We start from the raw sequence: 23618 nt of genomic DNA, 5'->3' as shown, positions 1-23618 counted from the left end.
CACCGACCCCAGTGCCGTAGGCACGACTCTCTCTGGGTGTAGTTTCTCACTACATCCCTTATATCCAATCAATTACGTACACGAGGCATTTGCAATGCCGGATCATGTTCGTGCACGTTCGGGGATTACAAATTCCGCGGAGCTCCGCTGTTCGATATTTGCCATGTCGAACCCAGATAACCAGGATTTGTAATCCTGTTTACGCGCACTCCAAATCCACCACCGACCCCAGTGCCGTAGGCACGACTCTCTCTGGGTGTAGTTTCTCACTACATCCCTTATATCCAATCAATTACGTGCACGAGGCATTTGCAATGCCGGATGATGTTCGTTTACGTTCGGGGATTACAAATTCCGCGCAGCTCCGCTGTTCGATATTTGCCATGTCGAACCCAGATAACCAGGATTTGTAATCCTGATTACGCGCACACCAAAGCCACCACCGACCCCAGTGCCGTAGGCACGTCCGATAGGATAACCGTGGGTTTCAACCCACGGACTCTAAGCTGACGATTGACCCAAAGTCCCGTAGGGACGACCGATATTTGACGGGGGCGTACAAATGTTCCGTACCTACGGCACTTTGTCCCCAGAGATTGGCCTAAACCCATGGGCTGAACCCCATGGTTATTAGATCGACCGCTCCTAACGGAGCTTTTAACAAGTGGTACCGGATAAAAACAAAAAGATTCACCACAGGCAAGGCAGCTCACATCCCCACACCATCATATCATATCACCACACCATCACATCATCACATCATCGAATCCTTCTCTCTCTGGGTGTAGTTTCTAACTACATCCCTTATATCCAATTAATTACGTGCACGAGGCATTTGCAATGCCGGATGATGTTCGTGCATGTTCGGGGATTACAAATCCCTTTTTATCTGCACCACGGAATTACAAATTCCGCGGAGCCGTGCTTTTGGAAATGGGAAATCGAACAGTGACACCCTCAAATAAACATTTAACCAATTAACCCTTAACAAATCTGCGATTCAGCCAAACGACCACCAAATCAGCCCAAATCCAAAGACAAGAGTAACTACAAAAAACATGGCGCTTAACCCTTAACCCTTAACAAATTCCGGATGCAGCTCCAACAACCACCCAGCCGGACAAAAATCAACTACTACAACAACCACCAAAAACACGCCCCTCAACCTCATCCTTCCCTTTCTTTTATTTCCATTTTAGGGAATAAAATTGCAGTTTTGCAAAAATAACAATTCACATGAGCCTACGCTTCCAGTCACTGAAAATCATCACCGATAAGGAGATCCTTCCACCGGCTGATTATCTGTACGATGGCAAAACCCTTCAAAATGCCCCCTCCACCCATCCCGGGCCGGATGAAACCCTTCTCGATTGTAGCGGGCTGCTGGGTTCCAGGGGTTGGACCGACCTGCGCTGCTTTTCCGGCGAACCCGGAGAGGAGTACCGGGAGACCCTGGAAAGCCTGGCCAAAGCCCTGGCTCAGGGAGGAATTACCGAAGCCGTAATCATGCCCAATACCCAGCCACCCCTGCAGTCCAAGAATGAAGTGGCCTATGTGCAAAACCATACCAGCCACCTTTTTCCCACTTTCCATATTCAGGCGGCGGTGACCAGGGATTTTAAGGGAGAAGGGCTTACCGAAATGCTGGACCTGAACCATTATGGCATACAGGTTTTTGGAGAGGGCCTGGTGCCGCTTTCCCATTCCGATCGCCTGATGAAGGCCCTGCAATACCTGCAGCGGATCAATGGGGTACTCTTTGACCAGAGCCAGGACCCCATGCTGGCCCTGTTTGGGCAGATGCATGAGGGAATCGTTTCCACCCGCCTGGGCCTAAAAGGCATTCCTGATCTGGCCGAAGAAGTGGCCGTACAGAAAAACCTGGAAATCCTCCGTTATACCGGAGGACGCCTGCATTTTCAGACCGTCAGTACCCGGGGTGCCCTGCAACAAATCCGCCAGGCCAAAGCAGAAGGCCTGGCCGTAACAGCCGATATTTCCATTTACCAGCTGCTCTTTACCGATGAGGACCTGCTGGAATTTGATACCTGCCTGAAAGTGATGCCCCCTTTCCGGGGCAAAGCACAAAGGGAAGCCCTGCTGGAAGGCCTGAAGGATGGCACCATAGATGCCCTGGTATCCAACCATGTGCCCCATGACAACGATGCCAAAAACATGGAGTTTGACCTCTCTCCCTTTGGCATGTCCGGACTGCCTACCTTCGTGCCGGCACTGGTTAGCCTGGAAGAGGAACTGGGCTACCCCTTGCTGATCAGCAAGCTATGCTCCGGCCCGCAAAAAGTATTGGGCAAAGAAGAAACTGCCTGGGATACCCTTACCGTCTTTGACCCCGAAGCTACCTGGACCCTGGACCACAACAGCAATGCCTCTCTGGCAGAAAACTCACCCTTTTGGGGGAAGGAACTGAAGGGAAAGGTCAAATACCTGATCAACCGGGAAAAAACGGAGGGCATCCATGAATAGCTACCTCAGGGCAGCCTGGCCTTTTGGCCTTTCCGGTGCGGGATTGTGCCTTTTTGGATTTCTAACCATGTACGCCCTGGACGTGGAACCCCTCAGCATGAACCTGATCCTGGGCTATGTGTTTGTCCCGGTATTTGTTTTTTTCGGAATCAAAAGCTTCCGGGACGGATTCAATGGGGGTAACCTTTATTTCAGCCAGGGCATGAGTGTGGGCTTTTTTGTTTACAGCCTGATGGCCCTGCTTTCCGCCCTGTATGTCTATGTCTTCCTGCACCTGGATCCACCCACTTTTGAGGCTTTCCGCCAGGTAAACCTGAAGTTAATGGAAGATAACCGGCAGATCCTGGAAGAACAATTGAATGAAACGGCCTATACCGAAACCCTTGCCAGCCTGTCTGCCATGAGCATCCTGGATGTGGCCACCAACGATTTCCTTAGAAAAATCTTTCCCGGATTGTTCTTTACCATAATAATTTCCATAATTTTAAAGAGAACTGTTAATACATAACTTATGGAACCACAAGCACAACAAAGCAACACGCCGGCCAGAGCCGCGCTGAATGCAGGACTGGTCATCGGGCTGGTCATGCTGGCCATCAATTTTATCATTTATTTCATCGACTACAGCTTCCTGGTTGCAGCCTGGTATGGCATCTCCATACTGGTCATCTTTTTTGCGCTGGTCATCTATTTTGGCAGCCAATACCGCAAGGAAATAGGCGGCTATATGGATTTTGGGGCTGCTTTCCAGTTTTCCTTTGTTACCCTCATCATCTCCGGGCTGATCTCCACACTGGGCAATATGCTCCTGTATTTTGTGATCGATCCGGGATTGCCGGAACTGCTGGTGGAAACCCAGCTGGAAAACATGGTGGCCATGCTGGACAGTTTCGGTGCCGGCGACAGCATTTCGGGAGATCAGATCGATGAAATGCGCAGCGAAATGGCCAATAGCTTTACCATTGCCGGTCAATTCAAGGCCTTCGGCATATCCCTTATCGTTTATGCCATCCTGGCCCTGATATTAGGCGCCATTCTTAAGAAAAGAGATAAAACAAAAGACTTTTAATGACCCAGTTATCCATCGTCATACCGGTTTACAATGAAGAAGAATCCCTGCCCGAATTGCAGGCCTGGATCAGTAAGGTGATGGACGCTTCCGGCTTGTCGTACGAGTTGATTTATGTAGACGATGGCTCTACTGATGGTTCCTGGGAGGTGATTCAAAGCCTTTCCCGACAGGGCGCCTGCGTAAAAGCCGTCCGTTTTTTCCGCAATTATGGCAAATCCGCTGCCCTGGACACCGGTTTTTCCCGGGCAGCAGGGGAGGTGGTGGTCACCATGGATGCCGACCTGCAGGACAGCCCCGAGGAGATACCCGAACTGTACCGCATGATCCGGGAAGAAGGGTATGACCTGGTCAGTGGCTGGAAACGGAAACGTTTTGATCCCCTGTCCAAAACCCTGCCGTCCCGCTTCTTTAACCGGGTTACCCGTATGCTCTCCGGCATCAAGCTGCATGATTTCAATTGCGGACTGAAGGCCTATGCCCGGAAGGTGGTCAAAAATATCCACATTTACGGGGAAATGCACCGCTACATCCCCCTGATTGCCAAGTGGAACGGTTTTAGCAAGATCGGAGAAAAAGAAGTGGCACACCGCCCCCGGAAATATGGCAGCACCAAATTCGGTCTGGAGCGTTTTGTCCATGGCTTCCTGGACCTGATCTCCGTTTCTTTTGTCAACCGCTACCGCAAAAACCCCATGCACTTTTTTGGATTGCTCGGTACGCTGTCCTTTGTCTCGGGGCTGATCATTACCGCCTGGCTGATCTTTGAAAAAATCCGCGGACTGCGACTGGGCCTGCACGTTCGGGAGATCACCAACCAACCCCTCTTTTTTCTGGCACTTGTGGCCCTGATCGTGGGGGTACAACTGTTTCTTACCGGCTTCCTGGCCGAAATGATGACCTCTTCCAATTCCCAGAAAAGCGATTACAATATCGAAGAAGAAATTAACCCGGGATCCTGATGCGCTTTTCCATCATCATTCCGGTCTATAACCGCCCGGTAGAAGTGCAGCTCCTGCTGGATAGCCTGTGCCGGCAAACTTTTTTGGATTTTGAAGTGGTGTTGGTGGAGGATGGGTCGGCCGATACCGCGGAGCCGGTAGTGGAAGCCTTCAGGGAAAAGCTACACCTGCAGTACCATTACCAGTCCAACAGCGGACAGGGTTTTGCCCGAAACAAGGGTATGGAGCTGGCTCAGGGTGAATATTTTGTTTTTTTTGATTCCGACTGTATCATACCTCCCCAATACCTGGAAGTGCTGGAGCAGGCCATCCGGAAGCGAAACCTGCAGGCCCATGGAGGGCCGGATGATGCCGATGCCGGCTTCAATGACTGGCAGAAGGCCATGAATTTCAGCATGACCTCCTTTCTGACCACCGGCGGTATCCGCGGCAAAATGAAAGACCCCGCCAAATACCAGGCCCGGGGATACAACATGGGTTTTTCCCGGACTGTCTATGAGCAACTCGGAGGCTTTGCCCACCCCAATATGGCGGAAGACATAGAGATCAGCCTGCGGATCAAAAAGGCCGGCTTCAGGCTGGAGCTGGTGTCGGAGGCTTTTGTCTACCACCAGCGCAAAAATGATTTTCGCTCCTTTCTGCGGCAAAGCTTCCAGTTTGGCCGCAACCGGGTATTTATCCGGCACTTTCACCCGGAGGCGGTAAAAGCGGTGCACCTCCTGCCGGTTTTGTTTTTACTAGGCATCCTTGCCCTGCCTGTACTTGCCTGGCTCTGGCCCACCGGAAGCAGGCTGCTGGCTTTGGCCTATGCAGCATGGAGTCTGGCTTTGCTGGTAAATGCTTTGGGCAGTCCCAAAGTAGCACTTTTGTCCTTGCTGACCTCCTACGGACAGCTTCTGGCCTATGGACTAGGGGTGATCACGGAATATTCCTTGCCCACCAAATGGAAATGATTCACCAGGGATTTTTTTCGTTAATTGGCTTGAACCGGGTGGAGGAGCTGGATACGGGCACTTGGGCAGGATGGCTGGGTTTGGTTTCAACCGCGTTGGTTAAGGGTTAATATGGCTCGGAAGGGGCTGAGAAGTTGAGACCTGTAGTTTTGCAGTTGAGCGTAATAGAAGTGGAGCCGTGGTTGTTAAGGGTTAAAATGTTTAATCGGTTAATTGTAGGGTAAATTCATCACAGATCAACAAAGATTTTTTTGGTCTGATATAACTCTTTCTGGGTGTAGTTTCTAACTACATCCCTCGTATCCATTTATTTACGTGCACGAGGCATTTGCAATGCCGGATCATTTTCTAAAAGTTTTTAGGACCTTAGACAAGTTTCCCAAATCAATTAACCAGTTAAACCCTTCGTGCCCTCCTTCTTAGTGAGCTATTGTATTAACCTTCAAGCAATTCGCTAAACTGTTTTGCATCAATAACGGCTAACCGGGGGAACTTCCATTCTTTCAATTTTCCAAAACCCTTATCATGGGTAACCAAATAGTCTGCATTTACTGCAAAACCGCAATCCGAAAATTTATTATCATCTGGGTCATCCAGAATTCCCCATTTAAAATAAATTACCGTTTTTATCAAATAGGGGGTTTCAAATAAAACCTGTAAAGTGGCATCAGCTACCTCCCTTCCCATATGTCTTTCAATTATTTCGGCATATTCAGAAAGAATTTCATTACTTACACAAAGTTGAAATTTTCCCTGAATAAAATTTTTAAATACCCAATGGTAAGGGGATTTCCTGGATAGGGAAACCAAAAAAATATTTGTGTCCAGCACAATTTTAGGAATCTTTCTTTGGACTGTCACTTTTGTAAGGGGTTCTCATTTTTGAATGGGCCATTTTCTCCGCATCCTCAGCTGTCCAGCCTTTTTCATCCCAAACTCTGTCAGATAAATCCATCGCCTTTTCAGCAAAATAAGAAGTCAGCAAGTCCCTGATTTCCTGCAGTTCCTCCTCTGAAACTTCCCTGGCGAATAGTCCCAACATTTCACGCTGCAAATTGGTAAGATTGGTGTGCTCGGTTTCCATAAGTAATAGTTACTGAAGATTTAACATCTAAAGATTAATTTAATACATTTAACGCAATAGCCAAAGAAATAGGTACATGGTCTTGGATTAGCATTTGTGCTTAGTCCTGCTAAGTACAAAATAATTCACCAGGGATTGGCACGGATTTTTTTCGTTAATTGGCTCGAACCGGGTGGAGGAGCTGGAGACGGGCACTTGGGCAGGATGGCTGGGTTTGGTTTCAACCGCGTTGGTTAAGGGTTAAAATGGCTCGGAAGGGGCTGAGAAGTTGAGACCTGTAGTTTTGCAGTTGAGCGTAATAGAAGTGGAGCCGTGGTTGTTAAGGGTTAAAGATGCTGGTAAGCGGATAAAGGAATCAAAGTTGCTGCTTGGCATCAGGGCTTGTTTTAGGTTGAATCGTGGTTGTTAAGGGTTAAAATGTTTAATCGGTTAATTGTAGGGTAAATTCACCACCGATCAGCAAAGATTTTTTTGGTCTGATATAACTCTTTCTGGGTGTAGTTTCTAACTACATCCCTCGTATCCATTTATTTACGTGCACGAGGCATTTGCAATGCCGGATCATTTTCTAAAAGTTTTTAGGACCTTAGACAAGTTTCCCAAATCAATTAACCAGTTACCCAATTAAACCCTTCGTGCCCTCTGTGCCTTCTTCGAGTCCTCAGTGACCAAAAAAGACAACGCACACCTCCGGGGATTACAAATCCCCCTTAATCTGTCCACGGGATTGCAAATCACGTGGAGCTCCGCTGTTCCGCTGTTCGACATTTGTAATGTCGAACCCAGATAAACAGGATTTGCAATCCTGATTACGTGGACATCAAAACCACCGCAAACCCCAGTGCCGTAGGCACGACCCATATAATAACCGTGGGTTTTCAGCCCACGGACCAAAAGCCGACGATTGCCCCAAAGTCCCGTAGGGACGGCCGATAAGTGACGGGGCCGTACAAATGTTCCGTACCTACGGCACTTTGCCCCGGAGATTGGCCTAAAACCATGGGCTGAACCCCATGGTTACTAGATAGGCCGCTCCTAGCGGAGCTTTTAACTGAAGGTATCAGATAAAAACAAAATAATTCACCACAGATCCGCACTGGTCCGGGGATTACAAATCCCCCTTAATCTGTCCACGGGATTGCAAATCCCGAGGAGCTCCGCTATTCCGCTGTTCGACATTTGTAATGTCGAACCCAGATAAACAGGATTTGCAATCCTGATTACGTGGACATCAAAGCCACCGCCAACCCCAGTGCCGTAGGCACGACTCATATAATAACCGTGGGTTTTCAGCCCACGGACCAAAAGCCGACGATTGCCCCAAAGTCCCGTAGGGACGGCCGATTTCCCTCCGGTGCTGACCCTTCCCAAATCAATTAACCCCTTAACCAATTAAACAATCCTTCTGCCATCGCATCATCCCATCATCATATCATCAAACCATCAAACCATCCCATCATCCCAACATCACATCATCGCATCCCCGCTCGCCTAAGGCATTTGGCGCCGCATAGGAGAAAAAAAGGATACTTTTCCTTAGAAATGTGGTATATATGCCTTCAACCAAAAGTTTAAAATATATTTTTTCATCTGTTCGGTGAAAAAATGCAATATCCGTTTTTTTGCTGCCCTGCTTTTAAATATATTTGCCCTGCAGAATAAAGTTCCCTTATACCCTATAAATGAAAGTCTTTAAGTCCCTATTTTTTACCAGCATTGTTTTGTTTTTGGCAGCTTCCTGCATTTCCAATGAACGCATCATCTATATGCAGGATACAGACGAGCAAATTCCCTTGTACACCGAAAGCGAACTGGTTCCCAATATTTCCGAAGATTATTATTTACAATACAACGACGTGGTGGACATCAACGTCAAAACCACCTCTGAAGAACTGAATGAGATTTTCGGTATCGCCACCGGCGATCAATCAGCCCGGATGAACATGGCACAAGGTGCCCAAAATGGAGGCGATATCTTCTTTATCAACGGCTATACCCTGGATGAAAATGGTGAGGTGGAGCTGCCCCTGCTTGGAGAGATTAAATTGCTGGGCCTGACCACCAAAGAAGCACAAAGCCTGATAGAAAGCAAACTCAAAGCCTATGTAAACGAAGAGGATTTCTTTGTACGGGTCCGCCTGGGAGGCGTGCGCTTCTCTGCCCTGGGAGAATTTCACCGCAACGGTAACTTTACCATACTGCAAAACCGCATCAGCATCTTTCAGGCCATTGCCCATGCCGGCGACATGACCACCACCGCCAAACGAAACGAAGTGGTGCTCATCCGCCAATATCCGGAAGGCACCAAGTCCTTTCGCGTAAACCTGAACGATAAGCGGATAGTGGAATCCGAGTTTTACTTCATTCGTCCCAACGACATGCTGTATGCCGAACCCATGAAGATCCGTGAACTCGGTACCGGGGTGAATTTTGTCCAAACCTTTCAACTGGCCGTGACCACCTTGTCGGCGGTCTTGCTGGTCCTGAATGCCATCAATTAAACAGGAATTGAAATAACGCTATTTATTGAAAAAGGGATTTTTTATCCCCATTTCAATTTATTTTTTTGTACTCCATTTACATGCCTTCGGGTGGGTTCCGTACCGCATCATGGGACTCAGGAGGCGAAGCTGTGCCTTCGACTCCGCTCAGGCACCGCGAATCTTTACGGCGGCTTCGGTGGCTGAGCGTAGCCGAAGCCAGCGTAGCCGAAGCCAGCGGAATAGGCGTCATTGAAAGATGGTAGGGTACATGTACATATTGGAATGCGCAGATGGTAGTTATTATACGGGTAGTACAACCGATCTGGATCGACGGCTTTTGCAACACCAGATGGGAGAAGGTGCCAACCATACAAAAGCCCGCCTGCCTGTCAGCTTGGTCTATTTCGAAACCTACGGCAGAATCGATGAAGCCTATTACCGGGAAAAGCAAGTGCAAGGCTGGTCCAGAAAGAAAAAGGAAGCATTGATCAACGGAGCGACAGCTGAAATCCGGAAACTTGCCGAATGTAATAACGAAACACATTTTAGGAATAGGAAGTAATGCGCCCGTTCGACTCCGCTCAGGGTCCGCCCGTTCGACTCGGCTCAGGGTCCGCCCGTTCGACTCCGCTCAACCCACGCTTACGGACACGTCCTCGTGGGCTGAGCGGAGCCGAAGCCCACACTTCCGGACACATACGAAAAACATTACTGCAGCCTGAGCAAAATCGAAGACAATCAATTATATTTGCATCTTTCATTTAACTATTTAATTATCAGCAAAAAACATCTTTTTGACTGTTTTAGAATCTAATCACAATGACAACAGCACCACTAAAACCTCTTGCTGAGGCAAAAATCGCCATAATCGGACTGGGCTATGTAGGATTGCCCCTGGCTGTAGAATTCGCCAAAAAATTTCCCGTAATAGGATTCGATATCTCCGAAAAAAGAGTCAAAGAACTCAATGCCGGAAAAGACGGTACCCTGGAAGTGGCCGATGAGGACCTGAAAAAGGTGCTCTCCGCCAATCCCCAAACCGGGCAAAAGGGCCTTTTCAATACCTGTGACCCCAAAAACCTGGAAGACTGCCAGATTTATGTAGTCACCGTGCCCACCCCCACAGACAGGCACAACCGCCCCGTGCTCACCCCCATGCTCAAGGCTTCCGAGACCATCGGCAAATACCTGAAAAAAGGGGATGTGGTCATCTATGAATCTACCGTTTATCCCGGCGTGACGGAAGAAGAATGCGTGCCGGTGCTGGAAAAAGTCAGCGGCCTGCGCTATAACGAGGACTTCTATGCCGGTTATTCTCCCGAAAGGATCAATCCCGGAGACAAGGAACATACTGTGGCCAAAATACTGAAGGTAACCTCCGGTTCCACTCCCGAAGTGGCCGAGTACGTGGACAGCCTGTACCGGGAGGTAATCACCGCCGGCACCCACAAGGCCAGCAGCATCAAGGTGGCCGAAGCCGCAAAAGTGATCGAAAACTCCCAGCGGGACATCAACATCGCCTTTGTCAACGAATTGTCCAAGATATTTAACCTGCTGCAGATCGATACCCATGAGGTCCTGGCTGCTGCCGGCACCAAGTGGAACTTCCTGCCCTTCAAACCGGGACTGGTAGGCGGTCACTGCATCAGCGTGGACCCCTTTTACCTGGCCCAGAAAGCACAGGAAGTGGGCTACCATCCCGAAATCATCCTGGCCGGTCGCCGGTTAAACGACTCCATGGGCAAGCATGTGGCCACCGAGGTGATCAAACACATGATGCGCAAAGACCTGAAAGTGATCGACTCCAAGGTACTGATCCTGGGCTTTACCTTTAAGGAAGACTGCCCCGATGTACGCAACACCCGTGTGATCGATATATTCCAGGAACTGCGTTCCTTTGATATGGATGTGGATGTCTACGACCCCTGGGCCAGCCCGGAAGAAGTCGCCCACGAATACGGCGTGCAGATCATTGGCGGAGAGGACTGCCCCAATATCGAGGACTATTCCGCCATCATCCTGGCCGTCGCCCACCAGAAATTCAAAAAGCTCCCCATTCAGAAGCACAAGGACCTGGTCGTGTTCGATGTGAAGGCTGTGCTGGATAAGGATAAGGTGGATGCGAGGCTTTAGCGCCGGAGGCGCTGGTTAACGAAGCTCGGAATCGGCTGAGGGGTCGAGACGAGATGTTTGGCAATTGGGCTTGTTGGCAATTGAATCGTGGTGGTTAATGGTAGGAAAGGTGGTGAGCTGGTCAATGCTTCTTGCCGGAATTTGAGCTTGATTGAAGTCGGACCGTGGTTGTTAAGGGTTAATATGGCTCGGAATGGGCATAGGAGTATTTCGGGGCTGATATGCAGGGGAGCTGGTTAGGAGTGGAGACGTGGTTGTTAAGGGTTAATATGGTTCGAGACGGGCTGAGGAGTAGAAAAGGGTTGTTTAGCTATTGTCCTTATGTAAAGTTGAACCGTGGTTGTTAAGGGTTAAAGATGCTGGAAAGGGGCTGAGTGAATCAAAGTTGCTTCCTGGCACCGGAGCTTTTGTTTGGTCGAACCGTTGTTGTTAAGGGTTAAAATGGTGCTGATCGGGTTGAGTGGTTGAGATGAGATGTTTTGCTGTTGGCCTTGTTAGTAGTCGAACCGTGGTTGTTAAGGGTTAAACAATCGTATCCCCAAAAATCCTTTGGATTTTTGCACAACCGCTTAACTCTTAACAAAGCTGCGGAGCTGCCTAAACACAACCCAGCCGGGCATCACCCCGCTACCACGATAACAACCAAAAAAAGGCCCTTAACCCTTAACAACTTTCCCATTCAGCCTAACGACATCTCAGCCGGGCAACACCCCGCTACCACAATAACAACCAGAAACAAAGCACTTAACCCTTAAAGTTTCCCATTTCCTCGTTATTATAGTTATATTTATAACTTTACAGTAATAACCATAAAGTTATAAATGTATTTATAGAAATGGAAATAAAGTTACCGGCACATATTCGGGTCCGAACTGCTTACCTCAACAAGTTAAGGCCATTTATAGGAAAAAATATCATTAAGGTACTGACCGGGCAACGCAGGGTGGGTAAAAGCTATTTGCTTTTCCAGCTCATCCAGTTGATACAAAAGGAAAATCAAAACCCATCCATCCTCTACTGTCCTAAAATGTTTAATTGCTTAATTGGTTAATCGTTTAATTGTTGATTTTTTCGTTTTTGAAGATTATTGGGAGTGATAGATAATGTTTTCGTAGCCAAAAAATAGGTACGAAAAATAGTAAATCGAATGATTTATCAGTTAACCAATTAACCAGTTAAAAAAATAAACCTTTCAGGACAAGTTAACCAAATAAACAGTTATCCCATACGTGCTTGTCTTTGGTGTAAGTGCATGAACAATGAGATTGGTATCGTATTCAAAAAGCGTGTGCGAAAATGTTTAATCGCTTAAAGGTTTAATTGTTTAATCGATTGGTGCTGGTTGTAGAGTATGTTTAACCATTCCCTGCAAATCTTCGCCCTTATAAACCATGTACGAAATTGGTATCATGATCGATTTCCCATCAGTTAATCAGTTAACCAATTAAACAGTTAACCCTTTGAAAAACAGTTAAGCAATTAACCAATTAAACCCTTCAATACCAGTTAACCAATTAAACACTTTAAATCAAGTCAAAATTTACACTAACGATCTAATGAGCTATCATATCTATTCTTTCGAAAAGTTGGATGTTTATAAATTGGCTAGGATATTTAAAATTGACATTCGAAAAATCTCAATGGATTTTCCGAAATCTGAGCGGTACGAACTTACTAGCCAGTTAAGAAGATCCGCTGACAGTATTTCGGCGAACATAGCAGAAGGTTCAGGAAGGGCTTCCAATTTTGATCAGGCCCACTTTACAAATATTTCCTATTCTAGTGCAATGGAAACCATAGATCATTTAAATACAGCAATTGATATGGAATATATTGATCAAATGACCTATGAAAAAACCAGATTGCAGATTGATGAAATTTCCAACAAACTGAATTCCCTGTACAAATATCAGTTAAGGAATAAGGAAACACTGAAAAATAAACGTTGATTTTTCATTTTTGAAAAATCCAACCGTGCTCGTTTTAAAGAAAGAGAACCAATATCGATATTGGGATCGTATTTAAAAAGCGTGTGCGAAGATGTTTAATCGCATAATCGGTTAATTGTTTAATCGTTGGGTTCACGTATAAGAGGAAATTTGGTAATTATCCTGAAAATGTTCGTTTTATAAAATAGGTTCGAAAATGCAAAATCGAACGATTTCCCATCAATTAAACAGTTATCCCATACATGCTTGTCTTTGATGTAAGTGCATGAACAATGAGATTGAGATCGTATTCAAAAAACGTGTGAGATGATGTTTAATCGCTTATTTGGTTAATCGTTTAATTGTTGATTTTTCGTTTTTGAAGATTATTAGGAGTGATAGATAATGTTTTCGTAGCCAAAAAATAGGTACGAAAAATAGTAAATCGAACGATTTATCATCAGTTAACCAATTAACCAGTTAAACAAATAAACAGTTAATCCAAACGTGCTCGTTTTAAAGAAAGAGGACCAATATTGATATTGGGATCGTATTCAAAAAACGTGTGCGAAATTGTTTAATCGCTTAATCGGTTAATTGTTTAATCGTTGGGTTCACGTAGAAGAGGAAGTTTGGTAATTATCCTGAAAATGTTCGTTTTATAAAATAGGTTCGAAAATGGAAAATCGCACGATTTCCCATCAATTAAACAGTTAAGCAGTTAAACAATTAACCTCTTCAAAACCAGTTAAGCATTAAACCCTTCAAAACAACACTAACGATATAAAAACAGCTCACGAATGAATCAACCCGACCCGCAAAGGCCGCCGGTGGCAGTGCCGGAGGAAGACCTGATCGATGTAAAGGACCTGCTGCTGCAAGTCTGGCGCATCCGGTACTATATACTGCTCTCCCTGGGCATTACCCTCTCCCTGGCTTACCTGATCATCCGCTTTTCTGTGCCCGTGTACCAGGTCTCTTCCAAGTTTTTTGTCAAGGAAAAAGAAAGCCCCCTTACCGGGATTTTTGAAACCACCGGACTGGGCATGATGGGAGGAGATGAAATGGTGCTGGGCAACCAGATGATCATCCTCAAATCCCGCCCCATCGCCGAAGCCGCCCTGGACCTACTGGATTTTGACGTGGAGTATTTTCAGGAAGAGGTATTTGTGCAAAAAGAACTGTACCAGAAAACCCCCATTGCCGTGGAGGTGGACTGGAGCCATCCCCAGCTGGCCAACGGCCTGATCCGCATCCAATGGTCCGACCGGCAGACCTTTACACTGAGTTACGAGGATGCCAATTTCAACCAAATCTTTCCCGATAGCGATAGCCGCGAAGCCCTGGAAGATCCTGCATCTCCGAAGGAGACTTACCGTTTCGGTGAATGGGTGGAGCTGCCCATGAACCGCTTCCGGGTAGGGCTGACCGGGGCCGACAGCGAGGGCGAAATGCTGATCCGCCTGCGCGACCGCTACAGCCTGGTCAACCAGTATACCGGGGAGGACCTGCAGATCTCTCCCATGGACAAGCAGTCTACCATATTGCAACTCACCCTGAAGACCGAGACGCCTGCCAAGGGCAGGGATTACCTGAATACGCTGCAATCCGTGTACCTGGAAAACGAGCTGCAGGAGAAAAACGCTATGGCCAGCAATACCATAGACTTTATCGATGCCCAGCTGGTGGTGCTTTCGGATTCCCTGATGTACATCGAAAACCGGCTGGAAAATTTCCGCTCCAACAATGCCATCTACGACCTCAGCTCCGAGGGAACGGCCATTTTCGAGCAACTCAAGGAGCTGGAAACACAGCTGGCCCAGGAAAAGTACAAGCGCCAGTATTTCCAGCAGCTGCAGCGCTACCTGCAGCGGGAGGACTACAACAATATCGTGGTGCCCTCCGGACTGGGCATAGAAGATCCCATCCTGAATACCCTGATCGAAAACCTGCTGGAGCTGCAGGCCGAAAAATCCATGCATGCCTCCAGGCTGACGGAGATTGCCCCTCCGGTACGGGAAGTGAACAGGCAGATCGCTGACATGAATCAGTCCATACTGGAACTGCTTCAGAATGTCGACCAGAATGCCCTGCTGCTGATCAACGACCTGGAGGAGCGCATAGGGCGCATAGAAAGCACCTTTGGCAGCCTGCCCCAGACCGAGCAGAACCTGATCCGCATACAGCGGGAGTTTTCCCTGAATGAGGAGCTGTACACCTTCCTGCTGCAAAAGCGGGCCGAGTCCGCCATCACCCGGGCATCCAATACGCCCAGCAACAAAATCATCGAAACGGCCCTGGTCAATCCCCGGCCTATCAGCCCCAAGAAGGCGCTAACATTTTTAGCAGCGATTATAATAGGAGGAATGATTCCAGTAGGCTTCAGCATGCTGCGCAACTATTTCAATACCAAAATCAAGGATGGCAAGGAACTGGAAAGGAAATCCAACCTTACCCTGCTGAGCAGCATCAACCAAAGCGAGGAAAAGGACAACCTGGTGGTCCTCAACCATCCCCGCTCCGGGGTCACGGAGGCATTTCGATCCCTGCGGGCCAACCTGAACTTTATCCTGCCCCGTGAGCAGCCTTCCGTGATCATGATCACCTCCAGCATCTCCGGGGAAGGCAAGACTTTTAGCAGCATCAACCTGGCCTCCGTCTATGCGCTAAGCGGCAAGAAGACCTTATTGATCGGCTGCGACCTGCGCAAACCCCGGATCTTCGATGATTTTAAACTTAAAAACAAAAACGGCTTATCCACCTACCTCAGCGGACAGGAATCAGATCTGAATGCGGTGATCCAGGCTACCGACTACGAGCACCTGGACGTGATCGCCTCCGGCCCCATACCGCCCAATCCCGCCGAGCTGCTGATTACCGACCGTTTCAGGGAAATGCTTACGGCCATGCGTGAGCGTTACGATGTCATTATCCTGGACACACCACCCGTAGGCCTGGTCTCCGAATCCCTGGACCTGATACAGCTGGCAGACCTTTGCCTCTTTGTGATCCGCTACAATTACAGCCAAAGGCTTTTTATTGAGCATATCAACACCCTGAAGAAGCAGCAAATCCTCAACAAGGCCTACCTGATCTTTAACGGAGTAGAGAAAAAAGCCCAACGCTATGGCTACGGTTACGGTTATGGCTATGGCTACGGTTATTATGCCGAAGACCAGCAGGAGAAGAAGTCCTGGAGGAAGTGGCTTGGAAGAGGCTGAGGGAATCAAAGTTGCTGGTTGGCATCAGTGCTTGTTTTAGGTTGAATCCTGGTGGTTAATGGTAGGAAAGGTGGCGAAATGGTCAATGTTTCTTGTTGGTAATTAAGGTTGAATCAAGTTGAATCGTGGTTGTTAAGGGTTAATATGGTTCGGAAGGGGCTGAGAAGTTGAGACCAGTTGTTTTGCAGTTGAGCTTATTGGTTGTTGAACCGTGATAGTTAAGGGTTAATTTGGCTCGGAATGGGCAGAAGAGTATAAAGGTGGTGGTTTGCAGGGAAGGTGTTTAAAGGTCGAATCGTGCTGGTTAAGGGTTAATATGGTTCGGAAGGGGCTGAGAAGTTGAGATCTGTTGTTTTTCAGTTTAGCTTATTTGAAATGGAACCGTTGTAGTTAAGGGTTAAACAATGGTATTCCCAAAAATCCAACGGATTTTTGCGCAACTGCTTAACCCTTAACAAACCCAGAAATCAGCCTAACGATCTCTCAGCCGGGCAACACCCCGCTACCACGATAACAACCAGAAATAAGCATTTTAACCCTTAACAATTCCAGGAATCAGCCTAACAACCACCTAGCCGGGCAACACCCCGCTATAACAATAACAACCAGAAACAAGGCTCTTAACCCTTAACAAAGCTGGGGAGCTGCCCAAAAACAGCCCAGCCGGACAACACCCCGCTACCACCGCAACAACCAGAAACAAGCCCCTTAACCCTTAACAAATCTAAAAATTAGCTCAACCACCACCCAGCCGGACAAAGTACATCTACTACAATAACAACCAGAAATAAGCTCCTTAGCCCTTAACAAATTACCGTAAAAGGTGACATAAATTTTTTAATGACCAACTTTTATTTCCTTCATGTTGACTGAAACTAAATCAAATCGTAATAAGCGCATTGCTAAAAATACGCTGCTGTTGTATTCGCGCATGCTCATTACGATGGGGGTTTCTCTTTACACTGTTCGTATTGTATTGAATACGCTTGGCGCGGAGGATTATGGGCTCTACAATGTGGTGGGAGGAGTAGTTGCCTTACTAAGTTTTTTGCCTGGTTCGATGGCCTCCGCAACCCAGCGTTTTTTTTCACATGCCTTGGGGCAACAAGACCAGAACAAACTCAATAGGGTCTTTGGAGTTAATTCGCTAATTTATCTGGGTATTGGGCTGGCAGCGTTTGTGATCCTGAACACTGGCGGTCTTTGGTTTGTTGAAAATCATTTGGAAGTTCCCGATGGCCGGCTTGACACTTTGGTTTCACTTTTCTACCTCGCCGTTTTTACATTTGTACTTACTATTCTTAAATCACCATTAATGGCTATGATTATCGCCCATGAGGATATGAAAATCTATGCCTATATGGCAATTGTCGATGCAATACTTAAACTTGCCGCTGTCTTTTTGCTGATTTATCTGCCGGGCGACAAGATTTTGGTATATGGATTATTATTACTGCTTGTTTCTTTAATTGACACTACAATTTATTCAATAATTTGTTTTAATAGGTATGCTGAATGCCAAATTAAAAATATATCTTGGGATGCTGGATTGGCGAGAGAGGTAGTTGGTTTTACAGGATGGACTCTTTTTGGGCAATTAACCACAGTAGCCAGGGGCGCAGCAATAACAGTGCTTCTTAATCAGTATTTTACTCCGTTTGTTGTAGCTGCAAGAGCCATTGCAATAAATATTTCTGGACAATCAAATAAACTTGCCACACAATTTAATACCAGTTTATACCCACCTATTATTAAATCATACGCTGCAAATGAAAAGGAGGAGATGTTTGCATTGGTAACGAATGGATCTAAGGCAACTTTTTTTTTGATGTGGATTCTTGCTCTACCCGTTTTCATTGAAATGGAGTCTATACTTGTCTACTGGTTAAAGGAAACTCCCAGTTATACAGTAGAATTCGCTAGGTTAAGTTTGGTAGAAGGTCTTATATTTTCGATAAGTTTACCCGTAACTACCGCAGCAAGGGCACCCGGCAAAATGGCGACCTATGAATCCATACTTGGTTTTTTTCAATTTAGTATTCTGATAGTTTCCTGGATTTTATTGAACGGTGGTTTTGGACCGGAATTTGTTTTTTATGTTGCTATTTTAGTAAACGTTATAATGTTTATTGTACGTTTACAAATTGTTGGAAATTTAACAGGATTACCTGTTGTTTCTTACTTGAAAGAAACCCTTCCTTCTATTCTCGGGGTTATCTTTATTTCTACTGCTCTTTCGTTGTTAATTAAAGATTTATTTCCAGTGGGAGATTTATTCTATTTTGCTGTATCATTAGTAATTATTTTTGGTATCACAGCAATATCTATATATTATATTGGACTGCCCTCCAAAATCCGAAAAAAGCTTACAAAGCTCATTCACTCAAAATTAAAGAGTCTTCCATTTTGACCGGCCAAAATTTAGAGATAAGAGTATTGGTTTTGATTGAACTCAATTGGAAACTATTTCCTTCTGTTTTTTCTTTAATATGTTACGTTCTATCTTGAAAAAAATAAAATCCGCTTTAAAAGTTTGTGGAATACTGATTACTAATTTTCCCAGATTAATCAGGCTAGCCCCTAAAATTCTTACATCTGGTGGTCATCTTTCTATAAATGTTACTTACGTAAAATATGAAGAGCTGCTAAATGATAAAAGAATCATAGTTACAGGGGGAGGATCGGGTATAGGACTGGCAATTGCGCAGAAGGCTTTGGATTTAGGGGCTGTTGTGCTAATTACGGGTCGGAACTTTCATAAATTGGAGAGAGTAGCAAATACTATTAGTAATCCTAATCTCCGAATTTTGGCTTGGGATGTAAGTGAAACAGAAAAGTTATCAAGTCATTTAACAGAGGCCAAAGAAATTTTAGGAGGCGAGGTTGATATACTTGTAAACAATGCCGGTGTGCTATCAAAGGGACTTTTCCCAAATGTAAAAGAAGAGGATTGGGAGCAGGTATACGATATTAACTCAAAGGGCCTTTTTTTTCTAACTCAAGAAATTTGTCGAATTTGGTTAAAGCAAAATACCAGTACAAGTTCTGTCAAAAAAGTAATTAATATATCTTCCCAAGGTGGATATGTGGGAGCAACTTATCCATATAGAATGACCAAATGGGATATCGCTGGTTTGACCCAGGGTTTAGGAATATCCCTTGCACCAAAAAATATTATCGTCAATGGAATTGCACCAGGAATTATTTCTACAGAAATGCAAAAAAAATTCTTAAAGCAAAGAGATAATAGCTATTGTGATTTAAATCCGCAAAATCGAATAGCATCCCCCGAGGAGATTGCAGAATTGGCTGCATTTCTATTAAGTGATGCTTCCAATTTTATAGTTGGACAAACAATCATTTGTGATGGAGGATTTTCACTTAAATAACTAACAACAATCTTATCTACCAAATTTTTACCCTATGAGCACAATGTATACAGACGAGAAGAATGTTCAGGTACTACTCTCGTTACTAAAAGCACATGGAATTAAGCGGATTATAGCATCCCCTGGCAGCTCAAATTCTCCATTTGTAGCCAGTGTCCAGTTTGATAAATACTTTGAAGTTTATTCTTCAGTAGACGAGAGATCTGCAGCATACCTTGCATGTGGTCTTGCAGCAGAGACTAACGAGCCGGTTGTAATCAGTTGTACCGGAGCAACTGCATCTAGAAACTATGCACCCGGCCTTACTGAGGCTTTCTATCGCAAGTTACCAGTTTTGGCAATCACTTCTTCTCAGCCCGTCGGTAGGGTGGGGCATCATATAGCCCAGGTTATAGACAGATCTGTAATTCCAAATGACGTTGCCCGACTTAGTTTGAATCTGCCCATTATAAAGGATGCGGAGGACGAGTGGGATTGTGTGATCACGGTCAATAAAGCTATCCTTGAATTAGGACGTGGAGGTGGTGGACCAGCGCATATTAATCTGCAAACTAGTTCGCAGCGAACGTATTCGACCAAAGTACTTCCATCTTATCGCAAAATCAATCGGTTTTTCTCAAAGGATGAGCTTCCAAAGTTGCCTGACAGTAGGATTGCTGTTTTTGTTGGTTCTCATAGAAAGTGGAATAAGCGAGAAGCAGATGCTTTAGAAAATTTTTGTTTATCAACCGGTGCAGTTGTATTCTGCGACCATACAAGTGGATACCACGGAAAAAATCGTTTATTGTTTTCATTGGTGGGTTCTCAACAGTACCTTGATAAGACCACTTTTAAACCGGACTTAATGATACATATTGGAGAAGTGACAGGTGATTATCCATCTATTTCGTTGTCCGGAACGGAGGTTTGGCGAGTTAGTCCAGATGGGGAGATCCGAGATACTTTCCGAAAACTTACTACAGTTTTTGAAATGGATGAATCAGTTTTTTTTAACAAATATACAAATGACAAGGAGTCAGATAATTCTTATTATACAAGTTGTGATAGGTTTCTAAGTTCTTTGAGAAATAGTATTCCAGAGCTTCCATTCTCGAATATTTACCTTGCACATATCTTGGCAGATAAAATCCCCCAAAATTCTGTAATTCATTTTGGAATATTAAATAGTCTACGGTCTTGGAACTTGTTTGAGTTGCCAGAGGGGGTGGAATTAATGTCGAACGTTGGCGGATTTGGGATAGATGGTTGCGTATCGACGTTAATTGGTGCATCTCTGGCGAATAGGAATAAAATTTTTTATTGCGTTATAGGAGATTTGGCTTTCTTTTACGATTTGAATGTTCTAGGAAATAGGCACGTTGGAAACAATATCCGCATATTATTGGTAAACAACGGCAAAGGGACAGAGTTTAAACAGTATAAACACCACACTTCTCATTTTCGAGACTATGCGGACGAATATATTTCGGCTGCGGGCCATTTTGGCAATCAATCGCCTACCCTGGTGAAGCAATATGCGGAGAATTTGGGTTTTGAATACTTATCTGCTACTTCAAAAGAAGAATTTTTAAGCGTACATAGTGGCTTTATTAAGACAGAATCTAAGGCACGGCCAATAGTATTTGAAGTGTTTACAAACAGTGAGGACGAAAGCAAAGCTTTGGAAATGATGATGAGTATTCATAAAGATACAGTTTTTGGAGCGAAATCCACAATGAAACAAACTGCGAAAGGCATTTTGGGAGATCGGGGGATGGCTTTACTTCGAAAGAATCTTGGGAAGAAATAATATTAATGTTTGGAGAAATTTATTTGTAAGTGCCTAAAGAAATTAAATGAAAATTAAAATTCTAACATTTCACTCAGAGTTAAATTATGGAGCAAACCTCCAGGCCTATGCATTAAAAGCGTTTCTTTCTTCACAGGGGAACGATGTTTCGTTTATAAACTACAAACGCAAAAAAAAATATAGTAAACTATTATTATTTATTATTAATGTCCTAGGAAAAAGCCCGGGTTCAACTTATTCAAAATTCAAAAGGAATCTAGTTGAGCTCAAATTCGATTTCCTCAAAGCGAAAGTTTTCAAAAAGTTTCAAGACGAGAATTTACTTAGGACTAGCGCTACCTATCGTTCCCTCAAGCAATTACAGGAAACACCACCGGACGCTGATATGTACATAGTAGGAAGCGATCAGATTTGGAGTCCTAAAATAGTTTTAGCGCATGACATGCCAGTTTATTTTTTGAATTTTGGCCATGAAACTATCAAAAGAATTTCTTATGCAGCAAGTTCGGGTGGAGAGGTATTTTCCAATGACATGCAGGCCGTAGCGCTTGATTCTCTGAGTAAATTTGACCAGCTAGGGGCGAGGGAAGATAGTCTGGTTTTCTACTTAACGCGGATCGGTTTAGCTAAGGCGGAATGGACTCCCGACCCGACATTTTTGATTAATTGGAAAGAGCACCTTAATTTGAATGCTGAAAACAAACGGAAAAAGGTATCAAAATTTATTTTGGCCAAGGGTAACCAGGAGAGAGGGGTAATTTTAGAATCACTTGCCTGTAGTCTGGATTCATTTTCGGATTTGGAAAAACTAGATATGAAGGGTATCAACTTTAGTCCATTCGATTGGATTCGTGCGATTTCTAAAAGCAAGTTATTGATAACGGACTCCTATCATGCGGTATTGTTTGCTCTTTTTACGCACACGCCGTTTTTATTCCTTAAGTGGGGTAAAGGATTTAATCGAGATGAACGAATATTGTCGCTGTTGAAACGACTGGAACTGAATCAGCTCGCTGTAGATGGGACAACCATCGCATCTACCACTGAAGCGTCTTTAATGACTATCGATTGGTCATTCGTTGATGAAAGAATTATCAGCATGGGAGACGTTGGAAAAACCTTTCTAAGTCGCGCATTAAAATGAACGTTAGTTGAAAGAGCTGTATTTTTCCATAATTATCCCTTTGTACAATAAAGAGGACTATATTGGACGTTGTTTAGAGAGTGTCATAAACCAGACTCAAGGAAATTTCGAGTGTATTGTGGTAGACGATGGTTCCGTCGATCAAAGCATTGCTATAGTAACCGCATTTTCCGATAAGCGGATACGTGTTATTTCGAAAGACAACGGTGGCGTCTCCAGTGCGAGAAATGTCGGTATTCAATCGGCTAAATACGACTACCTGGCATTCCTTGATGCAGACGACTATTGGTCGCCTTTTTATTTGGAAGAAATTTCAGAATTAATTGGAAAGTATCCTAATAGATGTTTATATTTTTCCTCCTACTACAGGATTGAGAATGGAGGTAAGAATACTTTAAAAAGTGTTACGGAGCTTGCGAGTACTAACGAAAGTGTAGAATTTGATTTATTTGAATATTTCAGAGAATATCAGATATATGAATTGCCTTTCCATACATCATGTTGTGTAGTCAATAAAAAGGTTATACTTCAAGTAGGTGACTTTGATGAAAGAATCTCATACTATGAAGACTATGATTTTTTTTCAAGAGTTTCTCTAAAATCTCAAATTATTTATCTTAATACTCCTTTAACATTTTATTGTTGCGATATTAATCCAGAAAAAAGGTTAACAGGGAATCGGCCTCCTATAGAAAGGCACTGGGTTAGTTATATACTAAATGGACAACTTTCAAAATCAAAAAATGATAATTTACAATTTTATATTAATAACATGGCAGCCTATTTTATTTGGGGATACAGAAAGGATAGTTCTTGTCTAAAACAAGTTAAATTAATAAAAAAAGAAATCAATAGTAATAAACTATTTGTGAAATCTTTGTTGCTAGTTTATTTTCCAGTTCGTATAAATAGATTTTTATTACAAATTTGGATTGGTTTTAAATAGTAAGTGATATTTTTTTGAATTAATGTTAGGTTT

At 44.7% G+C, this 23618-nt stretch carries 18 protein-coding genes; 16 read left to right on the top strand and 2 right to left on the bottom strand.

The window, feature by feature from the left end:
• Window positions 1-1236 precede the first annotated feature (1236 nt).
• The 5 genes from G9Q97_RS21280 to G9Q97_RS21260 are packed head-to-tail and all read left to right on the top strand — an operon-like array spanning window position 1237 to window position 5468.
• A complete protein-coding gene (locus G9Q97_RS21280) occupies window positions 1237-2484 on the top strand; it encodes a dihydroorotase (RefSeq protein ID WP_166150663.1) in 1248 nt (415 codons plus the stop codon).
• Entirely contained in the window at window positions 2477-2992 is a 516-nt protein-coding gene (locus tag G9Q97_RS21275) for a DUF4199 domain-containing protein (RefSeq protein ID WP_166150661.1), read from the top strand. Before G9Q97_RS21280 ends, G9Q97_RS21275 begins: the two co-directional genes overlap by 8 nt.
• Before the next feature lie 3 nt (window positions 2993-2995).
• Window positions 2996-3553, top strand: coding sequence for a DUF4199 domain-containing protein (locus G9Q97_RS21270; protein WP_166150659.1), 558 nt, complete (start codon window positions 2996-2998; stop codon window positions 3551-3553).
• Entirely contained in the window at window positions 3553-4515 is a 963-nt protein-coding gene (locus tag G9Q97_RS21265; RefSeq protein ID WP_166150657.1) for a glycosyltransferase family 2 protein, read from the top strand. Before G9Q97_RS21270 ends, G9Q97_RS21265 begins: the two co-directional genes overlap by 1 nt.
• Entirely contained in the window at window positions 4515-5468 is a 954-nt protein-coding gene (locus G9Q97_RS21260; protein ID WP_166150655.1) for a glycosyltransferase, read from the top strand. Before G9Q97_RS21265 ends, G9Q97_RS21260 begins: the two co-directional genes overlap by 1 nt.
• Window positions 5469-5903: 435 nt before the next feature.
• On the opposite strand, the gene G9Q97_RS21255 is transcribed toward G9Q97_RS21260, so the two are convergent.
• Window positions 5904-6329, bottom strand: coding sequence for a putative toxin-antitoxin system toxin component, PIN family (locus G9Q97_RS21255; protein ID WP_222852053.1), 426 nt, complete (start codon window positions 6327-6329; stop codon window positions 5904-5906).
• Window positions 6304-6552: a hypothetical protein gene (locus G9Q97_RS21250; RefSeq protein ID WP_166150653.1), complete on the bottom strand. Its 249-nt coding sequence runs from the start codon at window positions 6550-6552 to the stop codon at window positions 6304-6306. Before G9Q97_RS21250 ends, G9Q97_RS21255 begins: the two co-directional genes overlap by 26 nt.
• A gap of 1766 nt (window positions 6553-8318) precedes the next feature.
• Between G9Q97_RS21250 and G9Q97_RS21245 the strand changes: the two genes are divergently transcribed.
• The 11 genes from G9Q97_RS21245 (at window position 8319) to G9Q97_RS21190 (ending at window position 23585) form a co-directional block, all read left to right on the top strand.
• Window positions 8319-9053 (top strand): polysaccharide biosynthesis/export family protein, encoded by a 735-nt coding sequence (locus G9Q97_RS21245; RefSeq protein ID WP_166150768.1) that lies wholly within the window; start codon window positions 8319-8321, stop codon window positions 9051-9053.
• A 65-nt stretch (window positions 9054-9118) separates the two neighbouring features.
• Window positions 9119-9298, top strand: a complete 180-nt coding sequence (locus G9Q97_RS21240) for a hypothetical protein (RefSeq protein WP_166150651.1) — start codon at window positions 9119-9121, stop codon at window positions 9296-9298.
• A gap of 5 nt (window positions 9299-9303) precedes the next feature.
• On the top strand, window positions 9304-9597 hold the full coding sequence (locus G9Q97_RS21235) for a GIY-YIG nuclease family protein (RefSeq protein ID WP_246255814.1): 294 nt from the start codon (window positions 9304-9306) through the stop codon (window positions 9595-9597).
• A gap of 257 nt (window positions 9598-9854) precedes the next feature.
• Window positions 9855-11168: a nucleotide sugar dehydrogenase gene (locus G9Q97_RS21230; RefSeq protein ID WP_166150647.1), complete on the top strand. Its 1314-nt coding sequence runs from the start codon at window positions 9855-9857 to the stop codon at window positions 11166-11168.
• Between the two features lie 1556 nt (window positions 11169-12724).
• Entirely contained in the window at window positions 12725-13117 is a 393-nt protein-coding gene (locus tag G9Q97_RS21220; protein ID WP_166150636.1) for a four helix bundle protein, read from the top strand.
• A gap of 779 nt (window positions 13118-13896) precedes the next feature.
• Window positions 13897-16317, top strand: coding sequence for a GumC family protein (locus tag G9Q97_RS21215; protein ID WP_166150634.1), 2421 nt, complete (start codon window positions 13897-13899; stop codon window positions 16315-16317).
• An 862-nt stretch (window positions 16318-17179) separates the two neighbouring features.
• Complete coding sequence (locus G9Q97_RS21210) at window positions 17180-18727, top strand: lipopolysaccharide biosynthesis protein (RefSeq protein WP_222852052.1); 1548 nt, start codon at window positions 17180-17182, stop codon at window positions 18725-18727.
• Window positions 18728-18821: 94 nt separating this feature from the next.
• Complete coding sequence (locus G9Q97_RS21205; protein WP_166150632.1) at window positions 18822-19706, top strand: SDR family NAD(P)-dependent oxidoreductase; 885 nt, start codon at window positions 18822-18824, stop codon at window positions 19704-19706.
• Between the two features lie 34 nt (window positions 19707-19740).
• Complete coding sequence (locus G9Q97_RS21200; RefSeq protein WP_166150630.1) at window positions 19741-21495, top strand: thiamine pyrophosphate-binding protein; 1755 nt, start codon at window positions 19741-19743, stop codon at window positions 21493-21495.
• A gap of 46 nt (window positions 21496-21541) precedes the next feature.
• Complete coding sequence (locus G9Q97_RS21195; RefSeq protein ID WP_166150628.1) at window positions 21542-22639, top strand: polysaccharide pyruvyl transferase family protein; 1098 nt, start codon at window positions 21542-21544, stop codon at window positions 22637-22639.
• 7 nt (window positions 22640-22646) lie between these two features.
• Complete coding sequence (locus tag G9Q97_RS21190) at window positions 22647-23585, top strand: glycosyltransferase family 2 protein (RefSeq protein ID WP_166150626.1); 939 nt, start codon at window positions 22647-22649, stop codon at window positions 23583-23585.
• Window positions 23586-23618: the final 33 nt, after the last annotated feature.

This window comes from Cyclobacterium plantarum (assembly GCF_011290685.1).
In the GTDB taxonomy this organism is placed as follows: Bacteria; Bacteroidota; Bacteroidia; order Cytophagales; family Cyclobacteriaceae; genus Cyclobacterium; species Cyclobacterium plantarum.
Note: the sequence above shows the minus strand (reverse complement) of the source record. Positions and strands in the feature narration are given on the sequence as shown.

What these genes read in the sequence shown, in the direction of transcription:
- G9Q97_RS21230 (WP_166150647.1), top strand. Translation starts at nt 9,855, where the DNA reads ATGACAACAGCACCACTAAAACCTCTTGCTGAGGCAAAAATCGCCATA.
- G9Q97_RS21280 (WP_166150663.1), top strand. Translation starts at nt 1,237, where the DNA reads ATGAGCCTACGCTTCCAGTCACTGAAAATCATCACCGATAAGGAGATC.
- G9Q97_RS21200 (WP_166150630.1), top strand. Translation starts at nt 19,741, where the DNA reads ATGAGCACAATGTATACAGACGAGAAGAATGTTCAGGTACTACTCTCG.
- G9Q97_RS21270 (WP_166150659.1), top strand. Translation starts at nt 2,996, where the DNA reads ATGGAACCACAAGCACAACAAAGCAACACGCCGGCCAGAGCCGCGCTG.
- G9Q97_RS21245 (WP_166150768.1), top strand. Translation starts at nt 8,319, where the DNA reads ATGCAGGATACAGACGAGCAAATTCCCTTGTACACCGAAAGCGAACTG.
- G9Q97_RS21210 (WP_222852052.1), top strand. Translation starts at nt 17,180, where the DNA reads ATGTTGACTGAAACTAAATCAAATCGTAATAAGCGCATTGCTAAAAAT.
- G9Q97_RS21265 (WP_166150657.1), top strand. Translation starts at nt 3,553, where the DNA reads ATGACCCAGTTATCCATCGTCATACCGGTTTACAATGAAGAAGAATCC.
- G9Q97_RS21220 (WP_166150636.1), top strand. Translation starts at nt 12,725, where the DNA reads ATGAGCTATCATATCTATTCTTTCGAAAAGTTGGATGTTTATAAATTG.
- G9Q97_RS21195 (WP_166150628.1), top strand. Translation starts at nt 21,542, where the DNA reads ATGAAAATTAAAATTCTAACATTTCACTCAGAGTTAAATTATGGAGCA.
- G9Q97_RS21250 (WP_166150653.1), bottom strand. Translation starts at nt 6,552, where the DNA reads ATGGAAACCGAGCACACCAATCTTACCAATTTGCAGCGTGAAATGTTG.
- G9Q97_RS21260 (WP_166150655.1), top strand. Translation starts at nt 4,515, where the DNA reads ATGCGCTTTTCCATCATCATTCCGGTCTATAACCGCCCGGTAGAAGTG.
- G9Q97_RS21275 (WP_166150661.1), top strand. Translation starts at nt 2,477, where the DNA reads ATGAATAGCTACCTCAGGGCAGCCTGGCCTTTTGGCCTTTCCGGTGCG.
- G9Q97_RS21215 (WP_166150634.1), top strand. Translation starts at nt 13,897, where the DNA reads ATGAATCAACCCGACCCGCAAAGGCCGCCGGTGGCAGTGCCGGAGGAA.
- G9Q97_RS21235 (WP_246255814.1), top strand. Translation starts at nt 9,304, where the DNA reads ATGTACATATTGGAATGCGCAGATGGTAGTTATTATACGGGTAGTACA.